The organism is Streptomyces californicus (genome assembly GCF_000717645.1).
In the GTDB taxonomy this organism is placed as follows: domain Bacteria; phylum Actinomycetota; class Actinomycetes; order Streptomycetales; family Streptomycetaceae; genus Streptomyces; species Streptomyces californicus.
The window spans coordinates 206,244-228,058 of record NZ_JNZZ01000013.1; the positions used below are offsets into that span (position 1 = coordinate 206,244).

At 73.0% G+C, this 21,815-nt stretch carries 23 protein-coding genes; 14 read left to right on the forward strand and 9 right to left on the reverse strand.

Features of this window, described 5'->3' with window-relative positions:
- Nucleotides 1-89: 89 nt before the first annotated feature.
- From IF19_RS0118595 to IF19_RS0118635, 9 genes are all read left to right on the forward strand, one after another.
- Nucleotides 90-1,673 (forward strand): sensor histidine kinase, encoded by a 1,584-nt coding sequence (locus IF19_RS0118595; protein ID WP_030117603.1) that lies wholly within the window; start codon nucleotides 90-92, stop codon nucleotides 1,671-1,673.
- Complete coding sequence (locus IF19_RS0118600; RefSeq protein WP_030117604.1) at nucleotides 1,670-2,089, forward strand: roadblock/LC7 domain-containing protein; 420 nt, start codon at nucleotides 1,670-1,672, stop codon at nucleotides 2,087-2,089. Before IF19_RS0118595 ends, IF19_RS0118600 begins: the two co-directional genes overlap by 4 nt.
- Entirely contained in the window at nucleotides 2,086-2,457 is a 372-nt protein-coding gene (locus IF19_RS0118605; RefSeq protein ID WP_030117605.1) for a DUF742 domain-containing protein, read from the forward strand. Before IF19_RS0118600 ends, IF19_RS0118605 begins: the two co-directional genes overlap by 4 nt.
- Nucleotides 2,438-3,082 carry a GTP-binding protein gene (locus IF19_RS0118610; protein WP_030117606.1) on the forward strand — a complete coding sequence of 215 codons (645 nt, stop codon included), beginning with the start codon at nucleotides 2,438-2,440 and terminating at the stop codon, nucleotides 3,080-3,082. The genes IF19_RS0118605 and IF19_RS0118610 overlap by 20 nt, the downstream gene beginning before the upstream one ends.
- Nucleotides 3,079-4,341, forward strand: a complete 1,263-nt coding sequence (locus IF19_RS0118615; protein ID WP_030121894.1) for a cytochrome P450 — start codon at nucleotides 3,079-3,081, stop codon at nucleotides 4,339-4,341. Before IF19_RS0118610 ends, IF19_RS0118615 begins: the two co-directional genes overlap by 4 nt.
- Complete coding sequence (locus IF19_RS0118620; protein WP_030117609.1) at nucleotides 4,338-5,567, forward strand: cytochrome P450 family protein; 1,230 nt, start codon at nucleotides 4,338-4,340, stop codon at nucleotides 5,565-5,567. Before IF19_RS0118615 ends, IF19_RS0118620 begins: the two co-directional genes overlap by 4 nt.
- A gap of 141 nt (nucleotides 5,568-5,708) precedes the next feature.
- Nucleotides 5,709-6,827 carry a phosphoserine transaminase gene (serC, locus tag IF19_RS0118625; protein ID WP_030117610.1) on the forward strand — a complete coding sequence of 373 codons (1,119 nt, stop codon included), beginning with the start codon at nucleotides 5,709-5,711 and terminating at the stop codon, nucleotides 6,825-6,827.
- 163 nt (nucleotides 6,828-6,990) lie between these two features.
- Nucleotides 6,991-7,602 (forward strand): Uma2 family endonuclease, encoded by a 612-nt coding sequence (locus IF19_RS0118630; RefSeq protein ID WP_030117611.1) that lies wholly within the window; start codon nucleotides 6,991-6,993, stop codon nucleotides 7,600-7,602.
- A gap of 35 nt (nucleotides 7,603-7,637) precedes the next feature.
- Nucleotides 7,638-8,180, forward strand: coding sequence for a DinB family protein (locus IF19_RS0118635; RefSeq protein WP_234313250.1), 543 nt, complete (start codon nucleotides 7,638-7,640; stop codon nucleotides 8,178-8,180).
- 80 nt (nucleotides 8,181-8,260) lie between these two features.
- Here the strand turns inward: IF19_RS0118635 and IF19_RS0118640 are convergent, their stop codons facing one another.
- The 3 genes from IF19_RS0118640 to IF19_RS0118650 all read right to left on the reverse strand — a co-directional run bounded on the left by IF19_RS0118640 (nucleotide 8,261) and on the right by IF19_RS0118650 (nucleotide 10,281).
- Nucleotides 8,261-8,671, reverse strand: a complete 411-nt coding sequence (locus IF19_RS0118640) for a DUF4259 domain-containing protein (protein WP_030117613.1) — start codon at nucleotides 8,669-8,671, stop codon at nucleotides 8,261-8,263.
- Between the two features lie 10 nt (nucleotides 8,672-8,681).
- Nucleotides 8,682-9,404 carry a class I SAM-dependent methyltransferase gene (locus IF19_RS0118645; protein ID WP_030277921.1) on the reverse strand — a complete coding sequence of 241 codons (723 nt, stop codon included), beginning with the start codon at nucleotides 9,402-9,404 and terminating at the stop codon, nucleotides 8,682-8,684.
- 220 nt (nucleotides 9,405-9,624) lie between these two features.
- Nucleotides 9,625-10,281: a hydrolase gene (locus tag IF19_RS0118650; RefSeq protein ID WP_030117617.1), complete on the reverse strand. Its 657-nt coding sequence runs from the start codon at nucleotides 10,279-10,281 to the stop codon at nucleotides 9,625-9,627.
- A 347-nt stretch (nucleotides 10,282-10,628) separates the two neighbouring features.
- Here IF19_RS0118650 and IF19_RS0118655 point away from each other — a divergent pair, with 347 nt between their 5' ends.
- Nucleotides 10,629-11,093 (forward strand): MarR family winged helix-turn-helix transcriptional regulator, encoded by a 465-nt coding sequence (locus IF19_RS0118655; protein ID WP_030117618.1) that lies wholly within the window; start codon nucleotides 10,629-10,631, stop codon nucleotides 11,091-11,093.
- A 36-nt stretch (nucleotides 11,094-11,129) separates the two neighbouring features.
- On the opposite strand, the gene IF19_RS0118660 is transcribed toward IF19_RS0118655, so the two are convergent.
- The 3 genes from IF19_RS0118660 to IF19_RS0118670 form a co-directional block, all read right to left on the reverse strand.
- Nucleotides 11,130-11,672 (reverse strand): GNAT family N-acetyltransferase, encoded by a 543-nt coding sequence (locus tag IF19_RS0118660; protein WP_030117619.1) that lies wholly within the window; start codon nucleotides 11,670-11,672, stop codon nucleotides 11,130-11,132.
- A 112-nt stretch (nucleotides 11,673-11,784) separates the two neighbouring features.
- On the reverse strand, nucleotides 11,785-12,624 hold the full coding sequence (locus IF19_RS0118665) for an ABC transporter permease (protein WP_030277977.1): 840 nt from the start codon (nucleotides 12,622-12,624) through the stop codon (nucleotides 11,785-11,787).
- On the reverse strand, nucleotides 12,621-13,694 hold the full coding sequence (locus IF19_RS0118670; protein ID WP_032748713.1) for a daunorubicin resistance protein DrrA family ABC transporter ATP-binding protein: 1,074 nt from the start codon (nucleotides 13,692-13,694) through the stop codon (nucleotides 12,621-12,623). The genes IF19_RS0118665 and IF19_RS0118670 overlap by 4 nt, the downstream gene beginning before the upstream one ends.
- Before the next feature lie 139 nt (nucleotides 13,695-13,833).
- Between IF19_RS0118670 and IF19_RS0118675 the strand changes: the two genes are divergently transcribed.
- On the forward strand, nucleotides 13,834-14,673 hold the full coding sequence (locus IF19_RS0118675) for a TetR/AcrR family transcriptional regulator (RefSeq protein WP_030117623.1): 840 nt from the start codon (nucleotides 13,834-13,836) through the stop codon (nucleotides 14,671-14,673).
- Nucleotides 14,674-14,866: 193 nt separating this feature from the next.
- Nucleotides 14,867-15,268 carry a PPOX class F420-dependent oxidoreductase gene (locus tag IF19_RS0118680; RefSeq protein WP_030117624.1) on the forward strand — a complete coding sequence of 134 codons (402 nt, stop codon included), beginning with the start codon at nucleotides 14,867-14,869 and terminating at the stop codon, nucleotides 15,266-15,268.
- 85 nt (nucleotides 15,269-15,353) lie between these two features.
- Here IF19_RS0118680 and IF19_RS0118685 read toward each other — a convergent pair whose 3' ends face one another.
- On the reverse strand, nucleotides 15,354-16,394 hold the full coding sequence (locus IF19_RS0118685) for an SdiA-regulated/phytase-like domain-containing protein (protein ID WP_030117625.1): 1,041 nt from the start codon (nucleotides 16,392-16,394) through the stop codon (nucleotides 15,354-15,356).
- Between the two features lie 58 nt (nucleotides 16,395-16,452).
- On the opposite strand from IF19_RS0118685, the gene IF19_RS0118695 reads away from it, so the two are divergent.
- Nucleotides 16,453-17,193, forward strand: coding sequence for a GDSL-type esterase/lipase family protein (locus IF19_RS0118695; protein ID WP_106973659.1), 741 nt, complete (start codon nucleotides 16,453-16,455; stop codon nucleotides 17,191-17,193).
- Between the two features lie 51 nt (nucleotides 17,194-17,244).
- Here IF19_RS0118695 and IF19_RS0118700 read toward each other — a convergent pair whose 3' ends face one another.
- Nucleotides 17,245-17,892 carry a TetR/AcrR family transcriptional regulator gene (locus IF19_RS0118700; RefSeq protein ID WP_030117628.1) on the reverse strand — a complete coding sequence of 216 codons (648 nt, stop codon included), beginning with the start codon at nucleotides 17,890-17,892 and terminating at the stop codon, nucleotides 17,245-17,247.
- Nucleotides 17,893-18,230: 338 nt separating this feature from the next.
- Here IF19_RS0118700 and IF19_RS0118705 point away from each other — a divergent pair, with 338 nt between their 5' ends.
- The gene (locus IF19_RS0118705) at nucleotides 18,231-19,166 is read left to right on the forward strand and encodes a hypothetical protein (protein WP_050493957.1); all 936 of its coding nucleotides are present in this window, start codon (nucleotides 18,231-18,233) and stop codon (nucleotides 19,164-19,166) included.
- Between the two features lie 206 nt (nucleotides 19,167-19,372).
- Here the strand turns inward: IF19_RS0118705 and IF19_RS0118710 are convergent, their stop codons facing one another.
- A complete protein-coding gene (locus tag IF19_RS0118710) occupies nucleotides 19,373-21,664 on the reverse strand; it encodes an exo-beta-d-1,3/1,6-glucosidase (protein ID WP_030277979.1) in 2,292 nt (763 codons plus the stop codon).
- Nucleotides 21,665-21,815: the final 151 nt, after the last annotated feature.

Below are 21,815 nucleotides of genomic sequence, written 5' to 3' on the forward strand. Positions count from 1 at the left end.
CCGGAATCAGCCCCATCAACTTCGCTCACAACCGCACCGCCCGGCACCACCGCCTACCGTCCAGCACCGTCCGCCACCGAGGACTCCGATTGCGCCCCTCACACCGGCCCACCGCACTCGCCCTGCTGATATCGGCAGCCGCAACCGGCACGCTGACCCTGTGGGGCGTCGCCGCGGCCCCCGACTCGGTACGGACCCCGCTGGCTTGGGGCGCGGGCGCAGCCGCCGTGCTGCTGAGCGTCTGCGTGGCCGTCGCCGTCCACACCCTGGGGACCGCGCGCCGGCTGCGCGCCCAGCTCGCCGCCGACGCCGAGCGGTTCACCTCCGAGACCTCGCGCCTGGTCTCCTCCTCCGCCGTCGAGGCCCAGCGCTTCACCGCGGAGACGGCCAGGATCAAGGGCGCCGCCGCGGCCGAGACCGCCCGGCTGGTCTCCGAGGTCCGGGCCGAGAACGAGCGGATCGCCTCGGCCGCCGCGGCCGAACAGGCCCGCCTCGGCGTCACCGTCGACCGGCTGACCGCGCGGGCCACCCGCGCCGAGACCGAGCGTTCCGCCGCCATCGCGGCCTGCGCCAACGCGGCGGGCCGGATGCAGGCCCTGTCCACGAGCATGCTGGCCGACCTCCGTGAGATGGAGCACCGGCACTCCGACGAGTCGGTCCTCGGCGACCTGCTCCACCTGGACCACCGCACCGCCCAGGCGGGCCGCCTCGCCGACTCCATCGCCGTGCTGACCGGGGCCCGTTCGGGCCGCCGCTGGGCCAAGCCGATCGTCATGGAGTCGATCCTGCGCGGCGCGATGGGCCGGATCGGGAGCTACCAGCGCGTCCGCCTCCACTCCACCAGCGACGTCGCCATCGCCGGTCACGCGGCCGAGGGCGTCATGCACGCGCTCGCCGAACTCCTCGACAACGCGGCCAACTTCTCGCCGCCCACCGCCGAGGTCCACGTGTACGTGGAGGAGGTCCCGGCGGGCATCGTCATCACCGTCGAGGACAGCGGGCTCGTCATGAGCGAGGTGCAGCTGCGCCGCGCCGAGAAGGCCGTCTCCGCCGACCACCAGGACCTCACCAACCTCTCCGGCACCCGCCTCGGCCTCGCCGTCGTCGGCCGGCTGGCCCGTAAGCACGGCCTGACCGTCTCCTTCCGGCCGTCCGCCCGCGGCGGCACCGGCGCGCTGATGATGCTCCCCCAGGAGCTGATCTCCCGCGCGAGCACACCGGCCGCCCCCGCGGCCCGGAACGCCGCGGACGCCGGGGCGACCGTCCCCGCGCAGGCCGCGGACCCCACCACCACGCCGGCCGAACCCGAGCCCTCCCACGGCTCGGCCGCCGGCCAGGACCGGACCGACGCCGCCCCCGCGGCCCGGCCCGCCGCCGGGAGCGACGCCCCCGCCTCGACCCCGGCGGCGGAAGCGGAGCACCCCGGTTCCCCGGTGGACTCCGTCTCCGAGTCCACCGGCGGTGTGCCCGAGTTCGGCGAGAGCGGCCTGCCCAAGCGCCGCCGCGGCCGCACGCTGGCCGCCGCCGAAGCCCGAACCGGCAACGTCACCCCCGGCGGAGCCGACCACCCCCGGGCCCGTACCACCGACCCGAAGGTCCAGGCAGCGCGCTTCAGCACCTTCAGCAAGGCGGTCCGAGCCAACTCCCCGCTCCCGGAAGGCAACACCCGATGACCGCGACCACCGACGAGAAGCTCAACTGGCTGCTGGAGGGGCTGCTCGACCGCACCCCCGGTACCCGCCACGCCCTCGTCCTGTCCCGCGACGGCCTCAAGCTGTGCCGCACCCCCGAGCTCTCCGTCGACCAGGCCGACCAGCTCGCCGCGATCTCCGCCGGGATCCAGAGCCTGTCGCACGGCGCGTCCATCGAGTTCGGCGACGGCACCGGTGGCGTACGGTCCGCGATGGCCGAGTTCTACGGCGGCGTGCTGTTCATCGTCGAGGCCGGGGCCGGCGCCCACCTGGCCGTCGTCGCCGACGAGGACTCCGACGTCGGCCTGGTCGGCCACAACATGAGCGAGCTCGTCGAGCAGCTCGGCGAGCACCTCGTCGCACCGCCGCGCGAACCCTCCGAGACTCCGGCCGTATGACGACGGCGCCCCGCCCCCGCCCGGGCCGCGACGACGATCCGGACCGGCTGTACACCCTCACCGGGGGACGCAGCCGTTCCGACTCCGCCGCCTTCGACCTGGTGACGCTGGTCGTCGCCGAGTGCGACCCGGCCCCCGGGATGCAGTCCGAGCACGTCGCGATCCTGCGGATGTGCTCGGGCCCCGTGGCCGTCGTCGAAATCGCCGCGAGCCTGAACCTGCCGGTCAGCATCGTCCGCATCATGCTGTGCGACCTGCTCGACACCGGCCGGATCAGCGCCCGCCACCCCCGTACAGCCCGTGTCGCGGACCGGCTCCCCGACCCCGACATCCTGGAACAGGTGCTCGTTGGACTCCGCAACCTCTGACCGCGCCGCCCTGAGCGCGACGGCCGACAACGGTCTCAAGATCGTCGTCGTCGGCGGCTTCGGGGTCGGCAAAACCACCATGGTCCGATCCGTGAGCGAGATCCGTCCGCTCAACACGGAGGAGACCATGACCCGCGCGGGCGAGGCCGTCGACCACCTCGACGGCATCGCGGCCAAGTCGTCCACCACGGTGGCGTTCGACTTCGGCCGCATCACGCTCGACGAACGCTCCGTGCTGTACCTCTTCGGCGCGCCCGGCCAGGAGCGCTTCTGGTTCCTGTGGGACCGGCTGTTCTCCGGCACGCTCGGCGCGGTCGTCCTCGTCGACACCCGCCGCCTCGCCGACTCCTGGTACGCCATCGACCGCCTGGAGCACCACGGCACGCCGTTCATCGTGGCGTGCAACGACTTCGGCGGCCCCCTCCACAGCGAGCAGCAGATCCGGGAGGCCCTGGACCTCTCGGACGACGTACCGCTGGTGGAGTGCGACGCCCGCGACCGCTCGTCCAGCAAGTACGTGCTCATCACGCTCGTCGAGCACCTCGCCGCGCTCTCCGCCGCCCGCCTCCGCGCTCCCGAGGCGGCCCTGGCGGCGGCCGGCCCGATCCCGGAGTCCGCCCCGTGACCTCTGTCTCCGGCTGCCCCGTCTCCCACGGGTCCGTCCCCCTGTCCGGGCCCCGCTTCCAGAGCGACCCGGTCCAGCTCTACCGGGAGCTGCGGCGCGACCACGGGGCGATCGCCCCGGTCGTCCTCGACGGCGACATCCCCGCCTGGCTCGTCCTCGGCTACCGCGAACTGCACCAGGTCACCGGTGATCCGGTGCTCTTCAGCCGGGACTCCGACCTGTGGAACCAGTGGGACGACATCCCCGCCGACTGGCCGCTGCTGCCGATGATCGGGCGCAAGCAGAACTCGATCCTCTACACGGTCGGCGAACGCCACAGCGTCCGCGCCATGATGATCAGCAACGCGCTGGAGGGCGTCGACCCGTTCTCCCTCAAGCGGTACGCGGAGGAGTTCGCCGACGAGCTGATCGACCGGTTCTGCACCAAGGGCTCGGTCGACATCATCGCGGACTACGCCAAGCTGCTGCCCGCCCTCGTGCTGGCCAGGATCTACGGCTTCTCCGACGAGACGGCCCACCCGCTGGTCGACTCGATCAACGACATGATCGACGGCCGGGAGCGGGCGCTCGCCGGGGCGGAGCACCTGGGCGCCTCGATGTTCCAGCTCCTCGCCGACAAGCACGCCGAGCCCGGCGACGACGTCGCCAGCCGGATGATCGCGGACCCCGGCCGCTTCACCGACGAGGAGATCGCCCAGGACCTCATGGTGATGATGGCCGCCGGCCACCAGCCGACCGCCGACTGGATGGGCAACTCGCTGCGTCTGATGCTCACCGACGACCGGTTCGCCGCCTCGCTCTCCGGCGGCCGGCACAGCGTCGCGGAAGCCATGAACGAGGTCCTCTGGGAGGACACCCCGACGCAGAACGTGGCCGGCCGCTGGGCCGCCCGCGACACCCACCTCGGCGGCCGGCACATCCGCGCCGGGGACATGCTGCTCCTCGGTCTCGCCGCCGCCAACGGCGACCCGCAGGTACGGACCGACGGCTCGGCGCTGACCGGCGGCAACAACGCCTTCCTCTCCTTCGGCCACGGCGAGCACCGCTGCCCGTTCCCGGCCCAGGAGACCGCCGAGGTCATCGCCCGTACCGGTATCGAGGTCCTGCTCGACCGGCTGCCCGACGTGGACCTCGCCGTCCGCGCCGAGCAGCTCACCCGCCGCCCGTCGCCGTGGCTGCGCGGTCTGACCGACCTGCCGGTGATCTTCACACCCACCCCTGCCCTCGGCAGACCCGGACTTCACGGAGGCCACGCATGACCCGTATCGCGCTCGACCCCTTCGTCAGAGACCTCGACGGCGAGAGCGCCGCGCTGCGGGCGGCCGGTCCGCTGGCCGAGGTGGAGCTGCCGGGCGGGGTGCACGTGTACGCGGTCACCCACCACAAGGAGGCCCGGGCGCTGCTCACCGACAGCCGGGTGGTCAAGGACATCAACGTCTGGAACGCCTGGCAGCGCGGCGAGATACCGGCGGACTGGCCGCTGATCGGCCTGGTCAACCCGGGCCGCTCGATGCTGACGGTCGACGGCCCGGACCACCGCCGCCTCCGTACGCTGGTGGCGCAGGCGCTCACGGTGAAGCGGGTCGAGAAGCTGCGCGCCGGGATCGAGGCGTTGACGAACGCGAGCCTGGAGCGGCTGGCGGCCCTCCCGGCCGGGGAACCGGTGGACCTGAAGGCCGAGTTCGCCTACCCGCTGCCGATGAACGTGATCAGCGAGCTGATGGGCGTGGACGCGGCGGACCACCCGCGGCTCAAGGAGCTGTTCGAGAAGTTCTTCTCGACGCAGACCCCGCCGGAGGAGGTCCCGCAGATGATGGCGGACCTCGGGACCCTCTTCACGAAGATCGTCGAGGAGAAGAAGGCGAACCCGGGCGACGACCTGACCAGCGCCCTGATCGCCGCCTCCGAGGACGGCGACCACCTCACCGACGAGGAGATCCTCAACACCCTGCAGCTGATCATCGCCGCCGGGCACGAGACCACGATCAGCCTGATCGTCAACGTCGTGGAGGCCCTCGCGATCCACCCCGAGCAGCGCAAGAAGGTGCTGAGCGGGGAGATCCCGTGGGAGGGCGTGATCGAGGAGACGCTGCGCTGGAACACCCCGACCTCGCACGTCCTGATCCGCTTCGCGACGGAGGACATCGAGGTCGGCGACAAGGTGCTCCCCAAGGGCGAGGGCCTGGTCGTCTCGTTCGGCGCGCTGGGCCGGGACGAGGAGCAGTACGGCCCGACGGCGGGCGACTTCGACGCGACCCGCACCCCCAACCGCCACATCGCCTTCGGCCACGGCCCGCACGTCTGCCCGGGTGCGGCGCTGTCCCGCCTGGAGGCGGGGATCGCGCTGCCGGCCCTGTACGAGCGGTTCCCGGAGCTGGACCTGGCGGTCCCCGCCGCCGAGCTGCGCAACAAGCCGATCGTGACGCAGAACGACCTGCACGACCTGCCGGTGAAGCTGGGCTGCCCGTTCGGCCACGACGCCTGACCGCTCGCCGTCGCCCCTCGGCGGAGGCGGGCCCGCGGGCCGGAACGTTCCCCTCCGCCGAGGGCCCACGGGCCGGGGCCCACGTCTCATCGGACGGACACGGTTACGGAGCCGTGCCACCGAGGGACTACGCTCCGTCCCGTGGCCGACATCCAGATTCCCGCTGACATCAAGCCCGCAGACGGACGCTTCGGCGCCGGTCCCTCCAAGGTGCGGACGGAGGCGCTCGACGCGCTGGCCGCCACCGGCACCTCTCTCCTCGGCACGTCCCACCGCCAGGCCCCGGTCAAGAACCTGGTCGGCGAGGTACGGGACGGTGTGCGCAGCCTCTTCTCCCTCCCCGAGGGATACGAGGTCGTCCTCGGCAACGGCGGCTCCACCGCCTTCTGGGACATCGCGACGCACGGTCTGATCGAGTCGAAGTCGCAGCACCTCAACTTCGGCGAGTTCTCGTCCAAGTTCGCCAAGGCCGCGAAGCTCGCGCCCTGGCTCTCCGACCCCACCGTCATCGCCTCCGACCCGGGCACCCACCCGGACCCGGAGGCCGAGGCGGGCGTGGACGTCTACGCCTTCACGCACAACGAGACCTCGACGGGCGTCGCGGCCCCGGTCAAGCGCGTCGCGGGTGCCGACGAGGGCGCCCTCGTGCTGGTGGACGCCACCTCCGGCGCCGGCGGCCTCCCGGTCGACATCACCGAGTCCGACGTCTACTACTTCGCCCCGCAGAAGTCGTTCGCCTCCGACGGCGGCCTGTGGATCGGCGTGTTCTCCCCGGCGGCGCTGGAGCGCGCGGCCCGGATCCACGCCTCCGGCCGGCACATCCCGGAGTTCTTCTCGCTGCCGACGGCGATCGACAACTCGCTGAAGAACCAGACGTACAACACCCCGGCGCTGTCCACCCTCTTCCTGCTGAACGAGCAGCTGAAGTGGATGAACACGCAGGGCGGCCTGGACTTCACGACGGGCCGCACGGCGGCGTCCTCCCAGCACCTCTACGGCTGGGCCGACGAGTCGAAGTACGCCACCCCGTTCGTCACGGATCCGGCGAAGCGCTCGCAGGTCATCGGCACGATCGACTTCTCGGACGAGATCGACGCGGCGGCCGTCGCCAAGGCGCTGCGCGCCAACGGCATCGTGGACACCGAGCCGTACCGCAAGCTGGGCCGCAACCAGCTGCGCGTGGCGATGTTCCCGGCGATCGACCCGGCGGACGTGCAGGCGCTGACGGCGTGCGTCGACTACGTGATCGAGAAGCTGTAGTCCTCCGCCCCTCCCCGCTGTACGGAGACGGCCCGGCACCCCACACGGCGTGCCGGGCCGTTTCTGCCTCACTCGACCGGGCGGCCTATGCCGGAAGCGCGGTCCCGACCGGGCCGCCCCTACGATGATGGCCTCGACACCAGCCCATTCCAGGAGGCCCGCAATGTCTGCAGCAGCAGTCGAGCACCCCTGTGACGACAAGCCGGAAACGCTGCTCGAAACGGCGAACCGTCTCGCTGAGCAGCTTCCGGGGCATCGCGTCGAGATCATCGGAGGCGTCATCACCGTGGCACCACCCCCGGACGGCCCGCACGCCCGCGCGCTCACCAAGCTCATGCGCCCCTTCATCTCCGCAGGTCTCGACGACGGCGAGAGTGAGGTGCTCCAGGGCATCGGCCTCTGGCTCCCCGGCGGTCCCCAGGACTTCGCGATCCCCGATCTGGCGATCGTCGACGCCGACTTCGACGAGCACCGGGCCGAGAACAACTGCTACGACCCCTGCTGCTTCCGCCTGGTCCTGGAAGTCACCTCCGGGAACTACCAGAACGATCTGCGCAACAAGGTCACCGCCTACGCCCAGGCCAAGATCCCCGTGTACGTCATCGTCGACCGCAAGCACAGCCGGGTCCACGTCCTGACCGAACCGCTCCCCGGAGGCTACGACCGGCACGAGGTCTACGCCCCCGGCCAGCAGGCCCCGCTGCCCGCCTCGATCGGCGCCGAACTCGCCCTGGACGTGGACGAGATCGTGCGGGCGGGCCGCCCGAAACGCTGAGGACAGCGCTCGGGGCGCACCACTAGAATTCGCACATGAGTTCCCATGTGGCCCCCGTGACCCCCATGACACCTGTGACGCAGGTGCCGCCCGTCCCCTACACCGGCGGCGAGAAGGAAAGCCTTCACATCAGCCTCGACCGCCATCGGGACGTGGTGCTGTGGAAGCTCGAAGGGCTGGACGACGAGCAGCTGCGCCGCCCCATGACACCGACCGGGACCAATCTGCTCGGGCTGGTCAAGCATCTGGCGACCGTCGAATACGGCTGGTTCTGCGCCGCGTTCGGCCGTCCGACCGAGAGGTTCTGGTTCGACCCGGCGACCGAGGACATGGCGGTCGGCCCGGACGAGACGACCGCCGACATCCTGGCTTTCCACGCCCGCGCCCGGGCGGCCGCCGACGCCGCGATCCGGGAGACGGACCTGGAGACGACGGGCACCGCGTGGGACGGGCGCGTGGTGTCGATGCGCTGGGTGCTGATCCACATGTTGGAGGACCTGCTGCGGCACGCCGGACACATGGACATCGTCCGCGAGCTCATCGACGGCGCGACCGGCAGCTACCCGGCGCCCGCCTGAACCCGGGCCCGGCACCGCGGACCGGTCACGATCCGTCGGAGACGCCCCGCCCCCGGGCCCGGCCCCTCACTCCCCCCGCGTCACTCCCCCCGCGCGCCCGCGAGCACGGCGCGCAGCGTGGCTATGCCGGCCAGCCACGCCTGGTCCTCTCCCGCCTCCGCCCACAGGTCCAGCGGCTCGGCGTTCGGTGCGGTGAGGCGGTCCAGGGCGCGGACGGCCAGCGGGCGCAGGTCCTCGGGGAGCGGGGGCAGCGGGTCCTTCGGGCCGTACGCGGTGGTGACGGGCTCGCCGCCGGGGCACTGGGCGGCGACCAGCGCGGCGGCGGCGACCGCCTCCTCGCCCTCCGCGTAGCCCTCGCTCCCCGTGCCCGCGACGGCGGCCAGGGCCTCCCGGAGCACGTCCGCCTTCTTCGCACCCTCCGCGTCGTCCACCCGCCCGCCGAAGTCGGCCGCGGTGTCGTTGTCGAAGTGGCCGATGTCCCAGGCGCCCATGGCTGCCCCCTCAGTTCGCTGCGCTGATGTCCCCATCCTCACAGCCGCCACTGACAACGGGCCTGCGCACCAGCACGAACCCCTGCGGGGCCCGCTCCGGGAACGGCCCGTCCGTCTCCCGCTCCCGCCGCGTCACGGACACGAGGCCGAGGCCCGCCTCCCGCAGCAGCTCCGCGATCCGCTGCGGCTGCCTCCGGTGGAAGACGAGCGCGACCTCCTCGCCGAGCGCCTCCGTCAGCCGCAGCGGCTCGTCCCCCACCTGGAAGCCCAGCAGCGCGTACGCCCCCGGGGCGAGGACGCGGTGGAACTCGGCGAAGGCGCGCGGGAGTTCCTCGTCCGGGACGTGGATGGTCGAGTACCACGCGAGCAGTCCGCCCAGCGAGGCGTCCGGCAGATCGAGGCAGAGCATGGACCCCTCGGCGAAGCGCAGCCCCGGGTGGTCCATGCGCGCCTCGGCCAGCATCCCGGGGGCGAGGTCGATCCCGAACACGTCGAGCCCCAGGCCGAGTCCGTGCAGATACCCGGTCACCCGGCCCGTGCCGCACCCGACGTCCGCGAGCGGCAGCCCGCCGCAGTCCCGCGCCACGAGTTCGGCGAAGACGGTCAGCATCCCGCGCTCCAGGGGCTTGCTCGCCAACTCGTCGCGGGTCCACTCCGCGTAGCCGGCGGCGATGGCGTCGTACGAGGTGCGCGTGGCGTGCAGGAAGTCGGGTGACAGCTCGGGTCTGGTCATGGCGGACCACTTTAGGGGCCCCGAGACACGCCCGGGAGGGAACCGCGGAGCGGTCCCGGAACCCGTCCCGGCCGGGGCGGGACGGGGCGCGGCGGGCCGGTGCGGGGCGGGTTCCGGCACGCACCGGCACGCGGCCGCCCGCCCGTCGCCCGTCGCCCGTCACCCGTCACCCGTCACCCGTCACCCGTCACCCGTCACCCGTCGACCATCGGTCACCGCGTCAGGCGGCGCCCCGGGCGCGTCCGGCGAGGAGCTGCGTCTCCCAGGCGAAGGCCACGCCCGACGCGCCGCCGTGCTGGGCCTGGACCTCGGCCGCCGCCGGGATGGTCTCCTCACGTGCCCAGTCGCGCTGCCACTCCCCCATCACGGCCAGCCAGGTGATCGGCACGACGCCCGCCTGGACCATGCGCCGTACCGCCATGTCGTGGGCCTCGGCCGACACGCCGCCGGACGCGTCGGTGACGGCGTAGACCTCGAACCCCTCGCCCACCGCCTGGATGGCCGGCATCGCCAGGCAGATCTCCGTCCAGAGCCCGGCGAGGATCAGCTTCTTGCGCCCGGTCGCCTTGACGGCGTCGACGACGCGCTCGTCCTGCCAGGTGTTGATGAAGGTCCGGTCGATCGGCTTCTGCTCCGGGAACACGTCCTGGATGCCCTGGATGATCAGGCCGCCGCGGTCCTCCAGCACCGTCGTCAGGATGGTCGGAACGCCGTACGCCCTGGCGGCCTTGGCGAGCCCGACGACGTTGTTGACGACCATCGCCGGCTCGTGGCTGTTCAGGTTGGCGAACTGGAAGGGCTGGTGGTCGATCAGCACCAGGACGCTCTCCTCGGGCGTCAGCAGCGCGCCGAGTCCTGCCGTGTTCCGGTTGCTCATGGGGTCCCTCTTCCGATGCGTCGCGCCCGCGTCCCCGTGGAGACGGGCGGCGAACGGCGTTGCGCCACCGAGTGGTTGACGTGTCATCCAACCTAGAGGGGTAGTGGTTGACGCGTCAACCAAGGCGGTGCGGCACACGGTTCGGGGGCGCGGGCGACGCCCGGCGCACCGGCGGACGCGCGAGGCGTCACGCGGGCGGGCGACCGGGGAGTCTCGCGGGTGGTGCCCGGGTGGCACGCGGGCGATACCCGCACGCCAGACGCGCGGGCGACCGAGGTGTTACGCAGGCGGTACCCGGGGTGTCACGCGGGTGGCTCCGCGCCCGGCGCCCTCGTTACGCTCCTCGCATGAACGCGACGCCTCGCTGGCTGGACCCGGAGCAGCAGGCCGCCTGGGACAGCTTCATCCGCATGCAGGAGAAGCTCATCGGGCGGCTCGCCCGCCGAGTCCAGGCCGACTCCCGGATGTCCCCCTCCGACTACATCGTGCTGGCCAAGCTCACGGAGGCCGGCGGGCGCATGCGCTTCATGGACCTGACCAAGCTGGTGGAGTGGGAGAAGAGCCGCATGTCCCACCAGGTGGCGCGGATGGCCAAGCGTGGGCTGGTGCGCAAGGAGGACTGCCCCGACGACGGGCGCGGGGCGTTCGTCGTCGCCACCCCTGCCGGTCGCGAGGCGATCGAGGAGGCGGCGCCCGTACACGTCGAGCACGTCCGCCGGCTGTTCGTCGAGGCGCTCACCCAGGAGGAGTTGGACACTCTCGCCCGGATCTCGGACCGCGTCCTCGCCCACCTGGAGACGCAGCCCGACTGACCGGGGACGGGCCGGGCCGGTCGCCGCCGCCGAGCCCTACGGCGCGGGCGCGGACGTCGGCGTTCCGGTCGCCGTCCACCGCCGCTCGCCGTCCTCCCACGCCTCCGTCGGCCGGAGTCCGGCCGCCCGCGCCACGGCCTCGGACGCCGCGTGGTCGGGGTGGATGTGGGCGAGGAGTTCGCGGACGCCGCCGGCCGAGGCCAGGTGCGCCGCGAGCCCCTTCGCCGCCTCGCCCGCGTAGCCCCGGCCCTGCCACGGCGTGCCGATCACCCAGGCGATCTCGGCGCGGGAACCCCGTACGGTCGCCTGGACGTATCCGGCGAGGGCCCCCTCCTCGCGGACCCGGAGCACCCAGTTCCACCACCGCTCCCCCGCGTCGGGCGAACCGGCGCACTGCCGCTCGTACCGGGCCCGCAGCGCGTCCGGGGCGGGCGGCTCGCCCCCGGTGAACCGGTACAGCGCCGGATCGGCGAGGACGTCCGCCATCTCGTCGGCGTACGCCGGATCGAGGGGGAGCGCGTCGAGGCGGGCGGTGGTGAAGGGCGGCGGCGGGGGCGGGGGCGCGGGAGTCGTCGGCACGGGGCCCGACCCTACGCGCCCCGCCCGCACCCCCGCCCGATCTTTCCGGGGCCCGGCCCCTCACCGGATCACGTACGCAACCCTCCCCGGCGGTCCCGGCCCAAGAACCCCCTCACCGGCTCAGGCGCTGGAAGCGGCGGACCGCCAGCGGCAGGAAGACCAGGGTCAGCACCAGCGGCCACACCACCGCCATCAGCAGCGCGTGCTCCTCGACCCATGTGCCGCCGCCCGCCACCGGGTTGCCGAACAGCTCCCGGACGGCGGTCGCCGTCGAGGAGATCGGGTTCCAGGCGGCGAGGAAGCCGAGCCAGTCCGGCATCAGGGACGGGGAGACGAAGGTGCTGGAGATCATCGTGACGGGGAAGGCGACCGCGTACAGCCCGCCGGCCGCCTCCGGAGTGGGGACCAGCATGCCCAGCCAGACGCCCACCCAGATCAGGCTGAACCGCAGCAGCAGAAGCAGTCCGAACCCGCCGAGAGCGGCCGGGACCCCGCCGTCCGCGCGCCAGCCGATCAGCAGCGCCGTGGCGGCGAGGATGGCCAGTTCGGCGGCGGCGACCACCAGGTCCGCCGTCCCGCGCCCGGCGGCGAAGGCGGAGGGCGCCATCGGCATGGACCGGAAGCGGTCGACGACGCCCTTGGAGGCGTCGGTGACGACGGCGACCGCGGTGTTCATGAAGCCCATCGCCATGGTCATCGCGAACATGCCGGGCATCAGGAACTCCCGGTAGTCCCCGCCCCCGGGCACCTTCATCGCGCTGCCGAAGACGTATCCGTACAGGAGGAGCGAGAGGATCGGGAAGCCGAGCTGCCAGACGATCGCGACCGGTTGGCGCTGGTAGTGGGTGAGGACGCGGCGGGCGATGTTCCAGCAGTCGGAGACCGCCCAGTAGGCGGTGGCGCGGGGGCGGCGCACGCCGGTCGTCACGGGATTCTGTTCGAGCGCGGTCATGCCGCCGCCACCTCCGAGGTGTCGTGGTTCCCGGTGCCGCGGTTCTCCGCGTCCCCGTTCGGGGGCGCGTCATCCGTCGCGCCGTGTCCGGTCAGCCGCAGGAACACGTCGTCCAGGCTCGGCCGCCGCAGGCCGATGTCCTCCACCGTGATCCCTTCGTCCTGGAGGCCGCGCGCCACCTCGGTGAGCGCGGCGACCCGGTCGGCGACCTGTGCGTGCACCCGGCGGGCGGGGGCGTCGGTGACGACGAGACCGCCGCCGGCCACCCGGCCGACGGCCCCGGCCACCGCCGCGAGGTCGCCCGCATCGGCGGCCACCACCTCGATCCGGTCGCCGCCGACGCGGTCCTTCAAGGCGTCCGGGGTGTCGTCCGCGATGGCGCGCCCCCGGTCGATGACAGTGATGCGCGAGGCCAGCCGGTCCGCCTCGTCCAGGTACTGCGTGGTCAGCAGCACCGTCGTCCCGCCTGCGGCCAACGCCCTTACGGATTCCCACACTTCGCCCCGCCCGCGTGGGTCGAGCCCGGTCGTCGGCTCGTCCAGGAAGAGCACGTCGGGGTCGAGGATCATCGACGAGGCGAGGTCGAGCCGCCGCCGCATGCCGCCGCTGTACGCCGTGACCCCCGTGTCGGCCGCCCCGGTCAGGCCGAACCGGTCCAGCAACTCCCCGGCGCGGTGCCGGGCCGCGCGGTTGCCCAGGTGGAAGAGGCGGCCGAACATCTCCAGGTTCTGCCGCCCGGTGAGCCCCTCGTCGACGGCCGCGTACTGGCCGGTGAGCCCGATCCGGCTCCGTACGCGGCGGGGCTCGCGCGCCACGTCGAGCCCGGCGACCTCGGCCCGGCCCCCGTCGTGCCGCAGGAGGGTGGCGAGGACCCGCACGGCGGTGGTCTTGCCGGCCCCGTTCGGCCCGAGCAGGCCGTGGACGGCGCCGGGGCGCACGGCGAGGTCGAACCCGTCGAGCGCCCGCTTCTGCGCGCCGCCCTTCCCCCGGTACCGCTTCACGACGCCCTCGGCGAGCACCGCGTACCCGGACGAGGACCCCGGCCCGGCCGGTGACCCGGACCCCTTCATGCGCTTGGACATGGCACAACCCCCTGCTTCCCGTGCTGACCGGATGCCAACTGGGTACACCGTACTCCAGAATGGGTACGGTGTACGCGAAAACGAGTACGGCGTACCCACACCTGCTCCGGAGCATTACGCTGGCCTCATGGCGAACGACGGAACGACAGCGGCGACGGACGGCACGGCCACCGGGAGCGGCGACACCGCGCGCAGCCTGGAGCTGCTGTGGGGCGGCGGGGAACGCCCGAGCCGGGGCCCCAAACCGGGGCTCACGCTGGACCGGATCGTCACGGCCGCCGTCGCCGTCGCGGACGCGGAGGGGCTGTCGGCCGTCTCCATGCGCCGCCTCTCCACCGAGCTGGGCACGGGCACGATGTCGCTCTACCGGTACGTCCCCGGCAAGGCGGAGCTGCTGGACCTGATGCTCGACCGCGTCCTGGGCGAACCGCTGCCCGCACCCCGGGAGGAGGCCGCCGAAGCGGCCGGGACCGACAGGACCGACGCGACCGGGCCCGGCGCACCCGACTGGCGGGCGGCCGTGGACACCATGGCCCGGAGCTACCTGGACAACCTGCGCCGCCACCCCTGGCTGCTGAAGATCAACCAGGCCCGTACGGTGCTCGGCCCCAGCGCCCTGCGAGGACTGGAGCTGGCCCTCGGCGGTCTGCGGGGCATGGGGCTGCGGGACCCCGAGCTGATCGGCGTGATCATCACGGTGAACAGCTTCGTGGAGGGCCTCGCCCGTACGCAGGCCGACGCGGCGGAGGCGGTACGGCAGACCGGGCTGAGCGACGAGGAGTTCTGGGACCGGCAGCGCCCCTACCTGGAGCGGGCCATGCTGAGCGGCGCGTACCCCATGATGGCGACCATGGCGGAGGACACCTTCAGCGCCGACTTCGACCACTTCGAGTTCGGGCTGCGGCGGCTGATCGCCGGCTTCGAGGCACTGGTGCGGGAGCGGGCCGAGGCCGGGACCACGGCGTGACGGGCCACCACGGCCCGGACCACGGCGTGACGGACCACCGCGGAAGGGGCCGCAGCCCGGACCACGGGGTCGGCCGCGGCCCGGACCACGGGGTCGGCCGCGGCCCGGACCACGGGGTCGGCCGCGGCCCGGATCACGGGACCGGCGGCGGCCCGAACATGACAGCGCGCCCGGCCCGTGTCCCAATGGAGGTATGGACGCCAGCCGGGAGCTCGCTCCTTTCGTCAAGCAGTACGCCGTCCTGCTGAGCACGCACCGCCAGGACGGGACCTCCGTCGGCACCCCGGTCAACATCGTCGTGGAGGGCGATCACGCGTTCATCCGCACGTTCTCGTCCGCCTGGAAGGTCGAGCGGATGCGCAACCACCCGCGCGTGGAGATCGCCCCCTGCACGGTTCGGGGAAGACGCACGGGACCGCAGATCAGGGCGCACGCCCGGCTGCTGCGGCCGGGCACGAAGGAGAACACGCACGCGGCGCGGATGATGTCGCGCAAGTACCCGATCGTGCAGGGCGTGCTCGTCCCGCTCGCCCACCGCCTGAAACGGGACCGGACGCTGCACTACGAGGTCTGGCCGGTGACGGACGAGGACTGATGGGGCCCGGGGGGGCCGGTCGTCCGAGGACGCCCGTCGGCCGCCCCGGGACGCCACCGAGCGCCCGACGCCCCGACGCCGCCCGCTACCCCCGCTTCCGCCGCCCCCGGAGCGCGAACCACAGGACGCCCGCGCCGACGACGACCGCCGCACCGATCCCGGCGCTCCCCTTGCCCTCGCCGTCGCCGCCGCCCGCGCCGTCGCCTTCGCCGTCCCCCGCCTCTCCAGCACCACCGCCGGCCCCCGAGGGCTTCCCCTGCTCCCGGCCGCCGCCCTCCACCTCCACCCGGACGACGTCGCTGCGCTCGCCCTCGGAGCCGAACATGAGGGCCGAGCCGTCCGCCGTGTACGTCACCGACTCGGCCTGCCGCTGGAACGGGGCGGCGACCGACCGGTCCTCGCCGAGGCGGCCGTTCTCGAAGGCGTACTCGCGGGCGCTGAAGTACGAGCGCAGCACCAGCCGCTTCCCGTCCGGCGAGAACGCCCCGTCGGTCACCCAGGGCACCTCGTCGACCCGCCGGAAGGTGTTCACGGCGCCGGCGGTGAGCTTCGCGGGGCCTTCGTAGAGGCCGCCGCCGTCCTCGTTCTTGGAGGCGATGTACACGCGACCGGTCTTGGGGTGGACCATCATCGCCTCGGCGTTGCGGGCCCCGTCGGCGTACTTCACGTCGTACTGGACGGCGTCGACGGTGGCGTCGCGCAGGGTCTTCGGTTCGGGGAAGCGGTAGATCCAGACGTGGTCCCAGGTGCCGTCGAGGTTGTCGCCGATGTCGCCGACGTAGATGGCGCCGTCCGGCCCGATCGAGATGGCCTCGACGTCCCTCGGCTCCCCCACGCCCCGCATGGTGATCGTGGCGAGGGTCTTTCCGGTGCGGGAGTCGACCGCGAAGACGTAGGGGCCGTCGTCGCTGTCGTTGTGCGTCCAGTAGACGCCGGGGTGCGTGCGGCTGGCGGCGAGGCCGCTGGACTCGGTGATGCGGGGGTCCTCGATCGTGAAGTCGCGGTCGGGCCGCCCGTCGTCGGCGACGGCCGGACCGGCCCCGGCGAGCAGCGGCAGGGCGACGGCGAGAGCGGTGGCGAGGACGGTGGCGGCGCGGCCTGCCGGACCGGTCGGATTCGAGCGCATGACCCAAGTGTCCATCGTCACGTCGCAGGCCGGAGCGGTGATCGGAGATGATGACGGCATGCGTTTTCTTCCGGTCGGCGATTCCATGACCATCGGCGCCACCGGCGACTTCACCTGGCGCTACCGGTTCTGGCAGCACCTGGAGTCGCACCCCGGCCTCCCGTACGAGATCGTCGGCCCGCGCACGGCGCTGTACGACAAGGAGGCGAACGCCCCGCTCTCCCACGCCTACGCGGACCCGGCCTTCCCGCCCGCCGCCCGCCGGCACCTGTCCGGCTGGGGCGAGGGCTGGCTGCACATGGCCCCGGTGATCGCGGACGCGGTGCGCGAGACTGGGGCGGACGTGCTGCTGGTCTCGCTCGGCCTGATCGACCTCGGGTTCTACACGGACGCCGAGCAGACGGCGGCCAACGCGCGCGCCTTCATCACGGCCGCGCGCACGGCCGACCCGCGGGTGCGGATGGTGCTCCTGCCGGTGATACCGAACGTGCGGGCCGAGACGGACGCCCTCTTCGCCGCCTCCTGCGCGCACTTCAACGACCTGCTCGCCGAGGCGGTGGCCGACCTCGACACCGCGGCGTCCCCGATCCTGCTGGCCTCACGCCCGCCGGGCTACGACATCCACACGGACACGTACGACGGCACCCACCCCGGCCCGACCGGCGAACACCTCCTGGCCGCCGCCTTCACCGACGCGATGCACCGGGCGTGGGGCCTGCCCGGCCCGTACGTGATGCCGCCCGCGCCCTCGGCCACGGTGCCGGGCCCCGCCGCGGAGGCCCAGCCGCTGTTTGCATGACCCGGTCGGCTCGTCACCGGGGCGGCCCGCCCGAGCGTCCGCGGACCGCGGTCACCCCTCCACGGTGCGCTGCGATCCCAGCATCGTCAGGGCCAGTTCCGTCAGTTCGCCCGAGACCTCGCCGGGGCGGGCGCGGCGGCTGCGGCGGGTGTGGTGGGCCATCAGTTCGTGGACCGCGCCGACCATCACCATCACGTCGACCCGGTGGTCCCGGTCCTCCGCCTCTCCCCGCTCCACCGCGCGTTCCGCCTCGCCGGTGAGGAACTCCGTCCACAGGGCCCGCCAGAGCTTGCAGTGCTCGTCCACCACGGCGCTGACGCCCAGCACTTCGACGAACGTCACCCGGGCCTCGCGCGGGTCGGCGGTGACCGCCTCCACATACGCGTCGAAGAGCAGCCGGACCCGGTCCGCGATGGAGCAGGTGTCGATGCCCTCGATCAGCAGGGCGCGCTCCATCGCCCGCAGGCCGGTCGTGGTGACCCGGTTGTGGAGGGCGATGAGCAGGCCCTCCCGGGAGCCGTACTCCTGGCGCAGCACCTCGACCGGCACCCCGGCCGCCGCGCACACATCGTGCTCGGCCGTCTCCCGGTAGCCGTTGACGCCGTACAACTCTCTCGCCGCTTCGAGGAGTTGCTCCCGCGCCTGCGTGCGCGCGGCATCCCCGGGTCCGGTCCGCTGAACCGTCCAGCTGTCCGCCACCGGTCCTCCTTGAGCGCAAGCTGCGGGAGAGGCGCCTGAGCGCCTCTGCACGAACCGCGGCCCCATTGTGCTCGCCCCCGTCCCCCTCGAAGGCCCTCGCCACACCCATACGGGGGAATACCCGCACGCGGAAACGCTTCTTCTTCGCCCCTCGCGGACGCGCCCGCACATCCGTCCCGGCCGATCGCTTTCGAGCCACCCCCCTCGGTCCGCACAGACGTTCCGCCGCCACCGCCGACCCTGCATTGAACGCGTTCAAACAGCTCTGCCACGATGGCCGTAGCTGCCACCCGTCAGGGTGTGCCGCGTACATCAGCGTGCGCGAGGGGGAATGAACGGTGACGCCGACACGACCGGCCCCGACCGATCGGCCGACGGGCGGGAAGCGGCCCTGGGGACTGTCCCTGCTGCTCTCGATCCTGGCACTGCTCCTCGAAGCGGTGATCGCACTCGTCGTGAGCTTCTACTACGGCGCCACCCAGGAGTCGCCGAACGTCATCGGCACCCCGGCGCTCCTCGTCCTGGCCCTGCCCGTCATCGCGGTCTTCGCGACCGTGGTCGCCGCCGCGCTGTCCATGGGGCTCGTCCTGCCGATCGTCTGGCTGGCCGGCGTGCTGGGCCACCGCGTCGGCGGGCGCGAGGCGTGGTGGTGGGTGCCGGTGGCGGCGGGGGCCGTCTCCCTCGTGGTCGTCGGCCTCGCCGTCGCCCTGAGCGGGGGCTCCGGGGTCGGCTCCTTCGCCCTGGGCTGGGTGCTGACCTCGGCGGCGCTGGCCGTCCCGGCCCTGCTGTGGCGGTCGCGCCGCAGGCGGGTGTTCGGGCCGGTGCTCCTCTGGGGCGTGGTGGCCGTCGTCCTCACCGCCGTGCTCGGCGGCGTCGGCTTCTGGACCGGGCTGCTCAAGGAGTACCGCCCGCCCGCGCTCACCTCGGCGGACCTCGTCGGGCGCTGGAGCGACGGGAGCGGCGGCACCCTCACCTTCTCGGCGGACGGCCGCGTCACCGCCGTGGACATCGACGACGACCTCACCCCCTACGACGACTTCACCGAGGACGACCCGCAGGGCGGGGAGGACGACCGCTGCTCCGGGCAGGGCACCTGGGCGTACACGTCCGACCCGGGCCGCTGGTCCCAGGAGGTGAGCGTCACGGTCGACGCCTGCTCGTTCGAGAACTGGTACGTCGGCGGCACGGAGGGCCGACCGACGCTCTACCAGTACATCGGCGACCCGGACTCCTGGGACCTGTACGAGCTGACCAGGGCGCAGGGGGAGACGTGAACGAGGACGGGGCGGGGGCGGACGCCCGGCCCACGGACCGGCCCACGACCGGCCGGCGGCAGGTCGCCCGCCGGTCGCCCACCCTCCGGCCGTCCGCCCGGTGGCCGTCCGCCGGTCACGTCCGGTGGGACCGCTTCCGCGCTCGCGCGCGGCGGTCCCACCGGCGGTCCGCGTCCGGAGACGCCACAGGGGTCAGACCCCGGCGTTCACCCCTGCACCGTGAACTCCCCGCGCAGCAGCGCCTCGTCGCGGGACGACGGGCCCACCAGCAGCTCGAAGCGGCCCGGCTCCACCACGCGGCGGCCCTCCGCGTCCACCAACGTGCAAGCGGAAACCGGGAGTTCGAGGAGGAGTTCGCGGGACTGCCCCGGGGCCAGCTCCACCTGCCGGTACGCCTTCAGCTCCTTCTCCGCCCAGGTCACCGATGTCACCGTGTCGCTCACGTAGAGCTGGACCGTCTCCCGGGCGGGCCGCTCCCCCGTGTTGGTCACCGTGACCCGGGCGCGTACGGCCTCCGACGCGCCGACCACCGCCGTCAGCACCTCCAGATCCGTGTACGCGACCGTGGAGTAGCTCAACCCCTCGCCGAACACGAACGCCGGGCGCTGGGTGAGGTCCGCGTACCGCGTGCCGTGCTGGCCGCGTACCTGGTTGTAGTACGTCGGCTGCTGCCCCGCGTGCCGGGCGAAGGAGACCGGCAGCCGGCCGGTCGGCTCGATCAGCCCGAGCAGCAGCTCCGCGACCGCCCGGCCGCCCTGCATACCCGGGTTGGCCGCGTACACGATCGCCGCGGCCCCGAGCGCGGACGGGGGCAGCACCAGCGGCTTGGAGCTGATGACCACGACGACGAACGGCTTTCCCGTCGCCGCCAGCGCGTCCAGCAACGCCACCTGGTCGCCGACGAGTTCGAGCGTGGCGGTGGACTTGCCCTCGCCGATCAGCTCGATCCGGTCGCCGACGACGGCCACCACATGGTCGGCGGCCTCGGCAGCGGCGACCGCCCCCGCGATCAACTCCGCGTCCGGGGACGCCGGATGGACGACCTCCGGGCGCGGCTGCCCGTCCGGGAAGAACGTCCCTTCCGGGTCGGGTCCCACGTCGAGCATGCGGGCGCCGGGCGCGTACGAGACGGTCCAGTCGGCGGGCACGTGGTCGCGGAAGCCGTCGAGGACGGTGCGGATCATGGCGCGCGGCTGGCCGTCCGGCAGCCAGTCGGCCTGTCCGGAGGAGCCCGCCCAGTCTCCCAACTGGGTCTGCGCATCATCGGCGTTGGGGCTGACGACCGCCACCGTACGGGGTCCGGCGGAGGCGTCGGGGCGCGCTCGGCCGGTCGCGTCCGCCGTGAGCCCGCCCGCGAACGGCAGCGTGCCGTCGTTGGTGAGCAGGACCAGCGAGCGGCGGGCCGCCTCCAGGTTCAGCGCGGTGTGCGCACCGCTGCCGATGACCTCGGTCTGCCGGGCGGCGTCGGGGTGGCGGGGGTTCTCGAAGAGGCCCAGTTCGAACTTGAGCGTGAGGATGCGGCGCACCGCGGCGTCGATCTCCGCCTCCGCCAACGTCCCCTTCTCCACCGCCTCTTGCACGCCCTCGAAGAAGGCTGGCGTGGTCATCACCATGTCGTTGCCGGCGCGGACCGCCGCCGCCGACGCCTGCGCGTAATCGGCGTGGATCTTCTGCTCCCACACCATGCGGCCTACGTTGTCCCAGTCGGTGACCAGCGTGCCGGTGTAGCCCCACTCGCCGCGCAGCACCTCGTTCAGCAGCCAGTCGTTCACGGTGATCGGCACGCCGTCCATCGACTGGTAGCCCAGCATGAAGGTCCGGCAGCCCTCCCTGGCCACCCGCTCGAACGGCGGCAGGAACCAGGACCGCAGCTTGCGGCGCGAGATGTCCGCCTCGCTGGCGTCCCGGCCGCCCTGGGTCTCGGAGTACCCGGCGAAGTGCTTGGCGCAGGCCAGGATCGCGGTCGGGTCGGCGAGGCCGTCGCCCTGATAGCCGCGCACCATCGCGGAGGCCAACTCGCCGATCAGGTGCGGGTCTTCGCCGAACGTCTCGCTGACCCGGCCCCAGCGCAGATCCCGGGTGACGCAGAGCACCGGCGAGAACGTCCAGTGCACCCCGGTCGCCGCGGCCTCCACCGCCGTCGCCCGCGCGATCCGCTCCACCAGCTCCGGGTCCCAGGTGGCGGCCATGCCGAGCTGCGTCGGGTAGATCGTGGCCCCCTCCCAGAAGGAGTGGCCGTGGATGCAGTCCTCCGCGACGAGCAGCGGGATGCGCAGCCGGGTCTGCGCGGTGAGCGCGGCAGCCTCCCGCATCCGCTCCGGCGAGGCGTGCAGGATCGAGCCCGCGTGCAGGTCCTCGACAAGGTGCCGCACCCCTTCCTTGGCGTTGAGCTGGAGCATCTGACCGGCCTTCTCGGGCAGCGTCATGCGCCCCAAAAGGTCGTCGACCCGCTCCTCGACGGGCAGCGCGGGGTCGAGATACGGCGGCTTGGGACCCACAGGACTTCCTTTCACGACGGCCGGGGCGGCCGGGGCAGCCGGGGCGGTCACGCGGCCGGGGCGGTCACGACGACCGGAACGGCCACAGCACACGGAACGGCCACAGCAGCCGGAGCGGCCGGGGCGGCACTCAGCACGTACCGTACGCTCA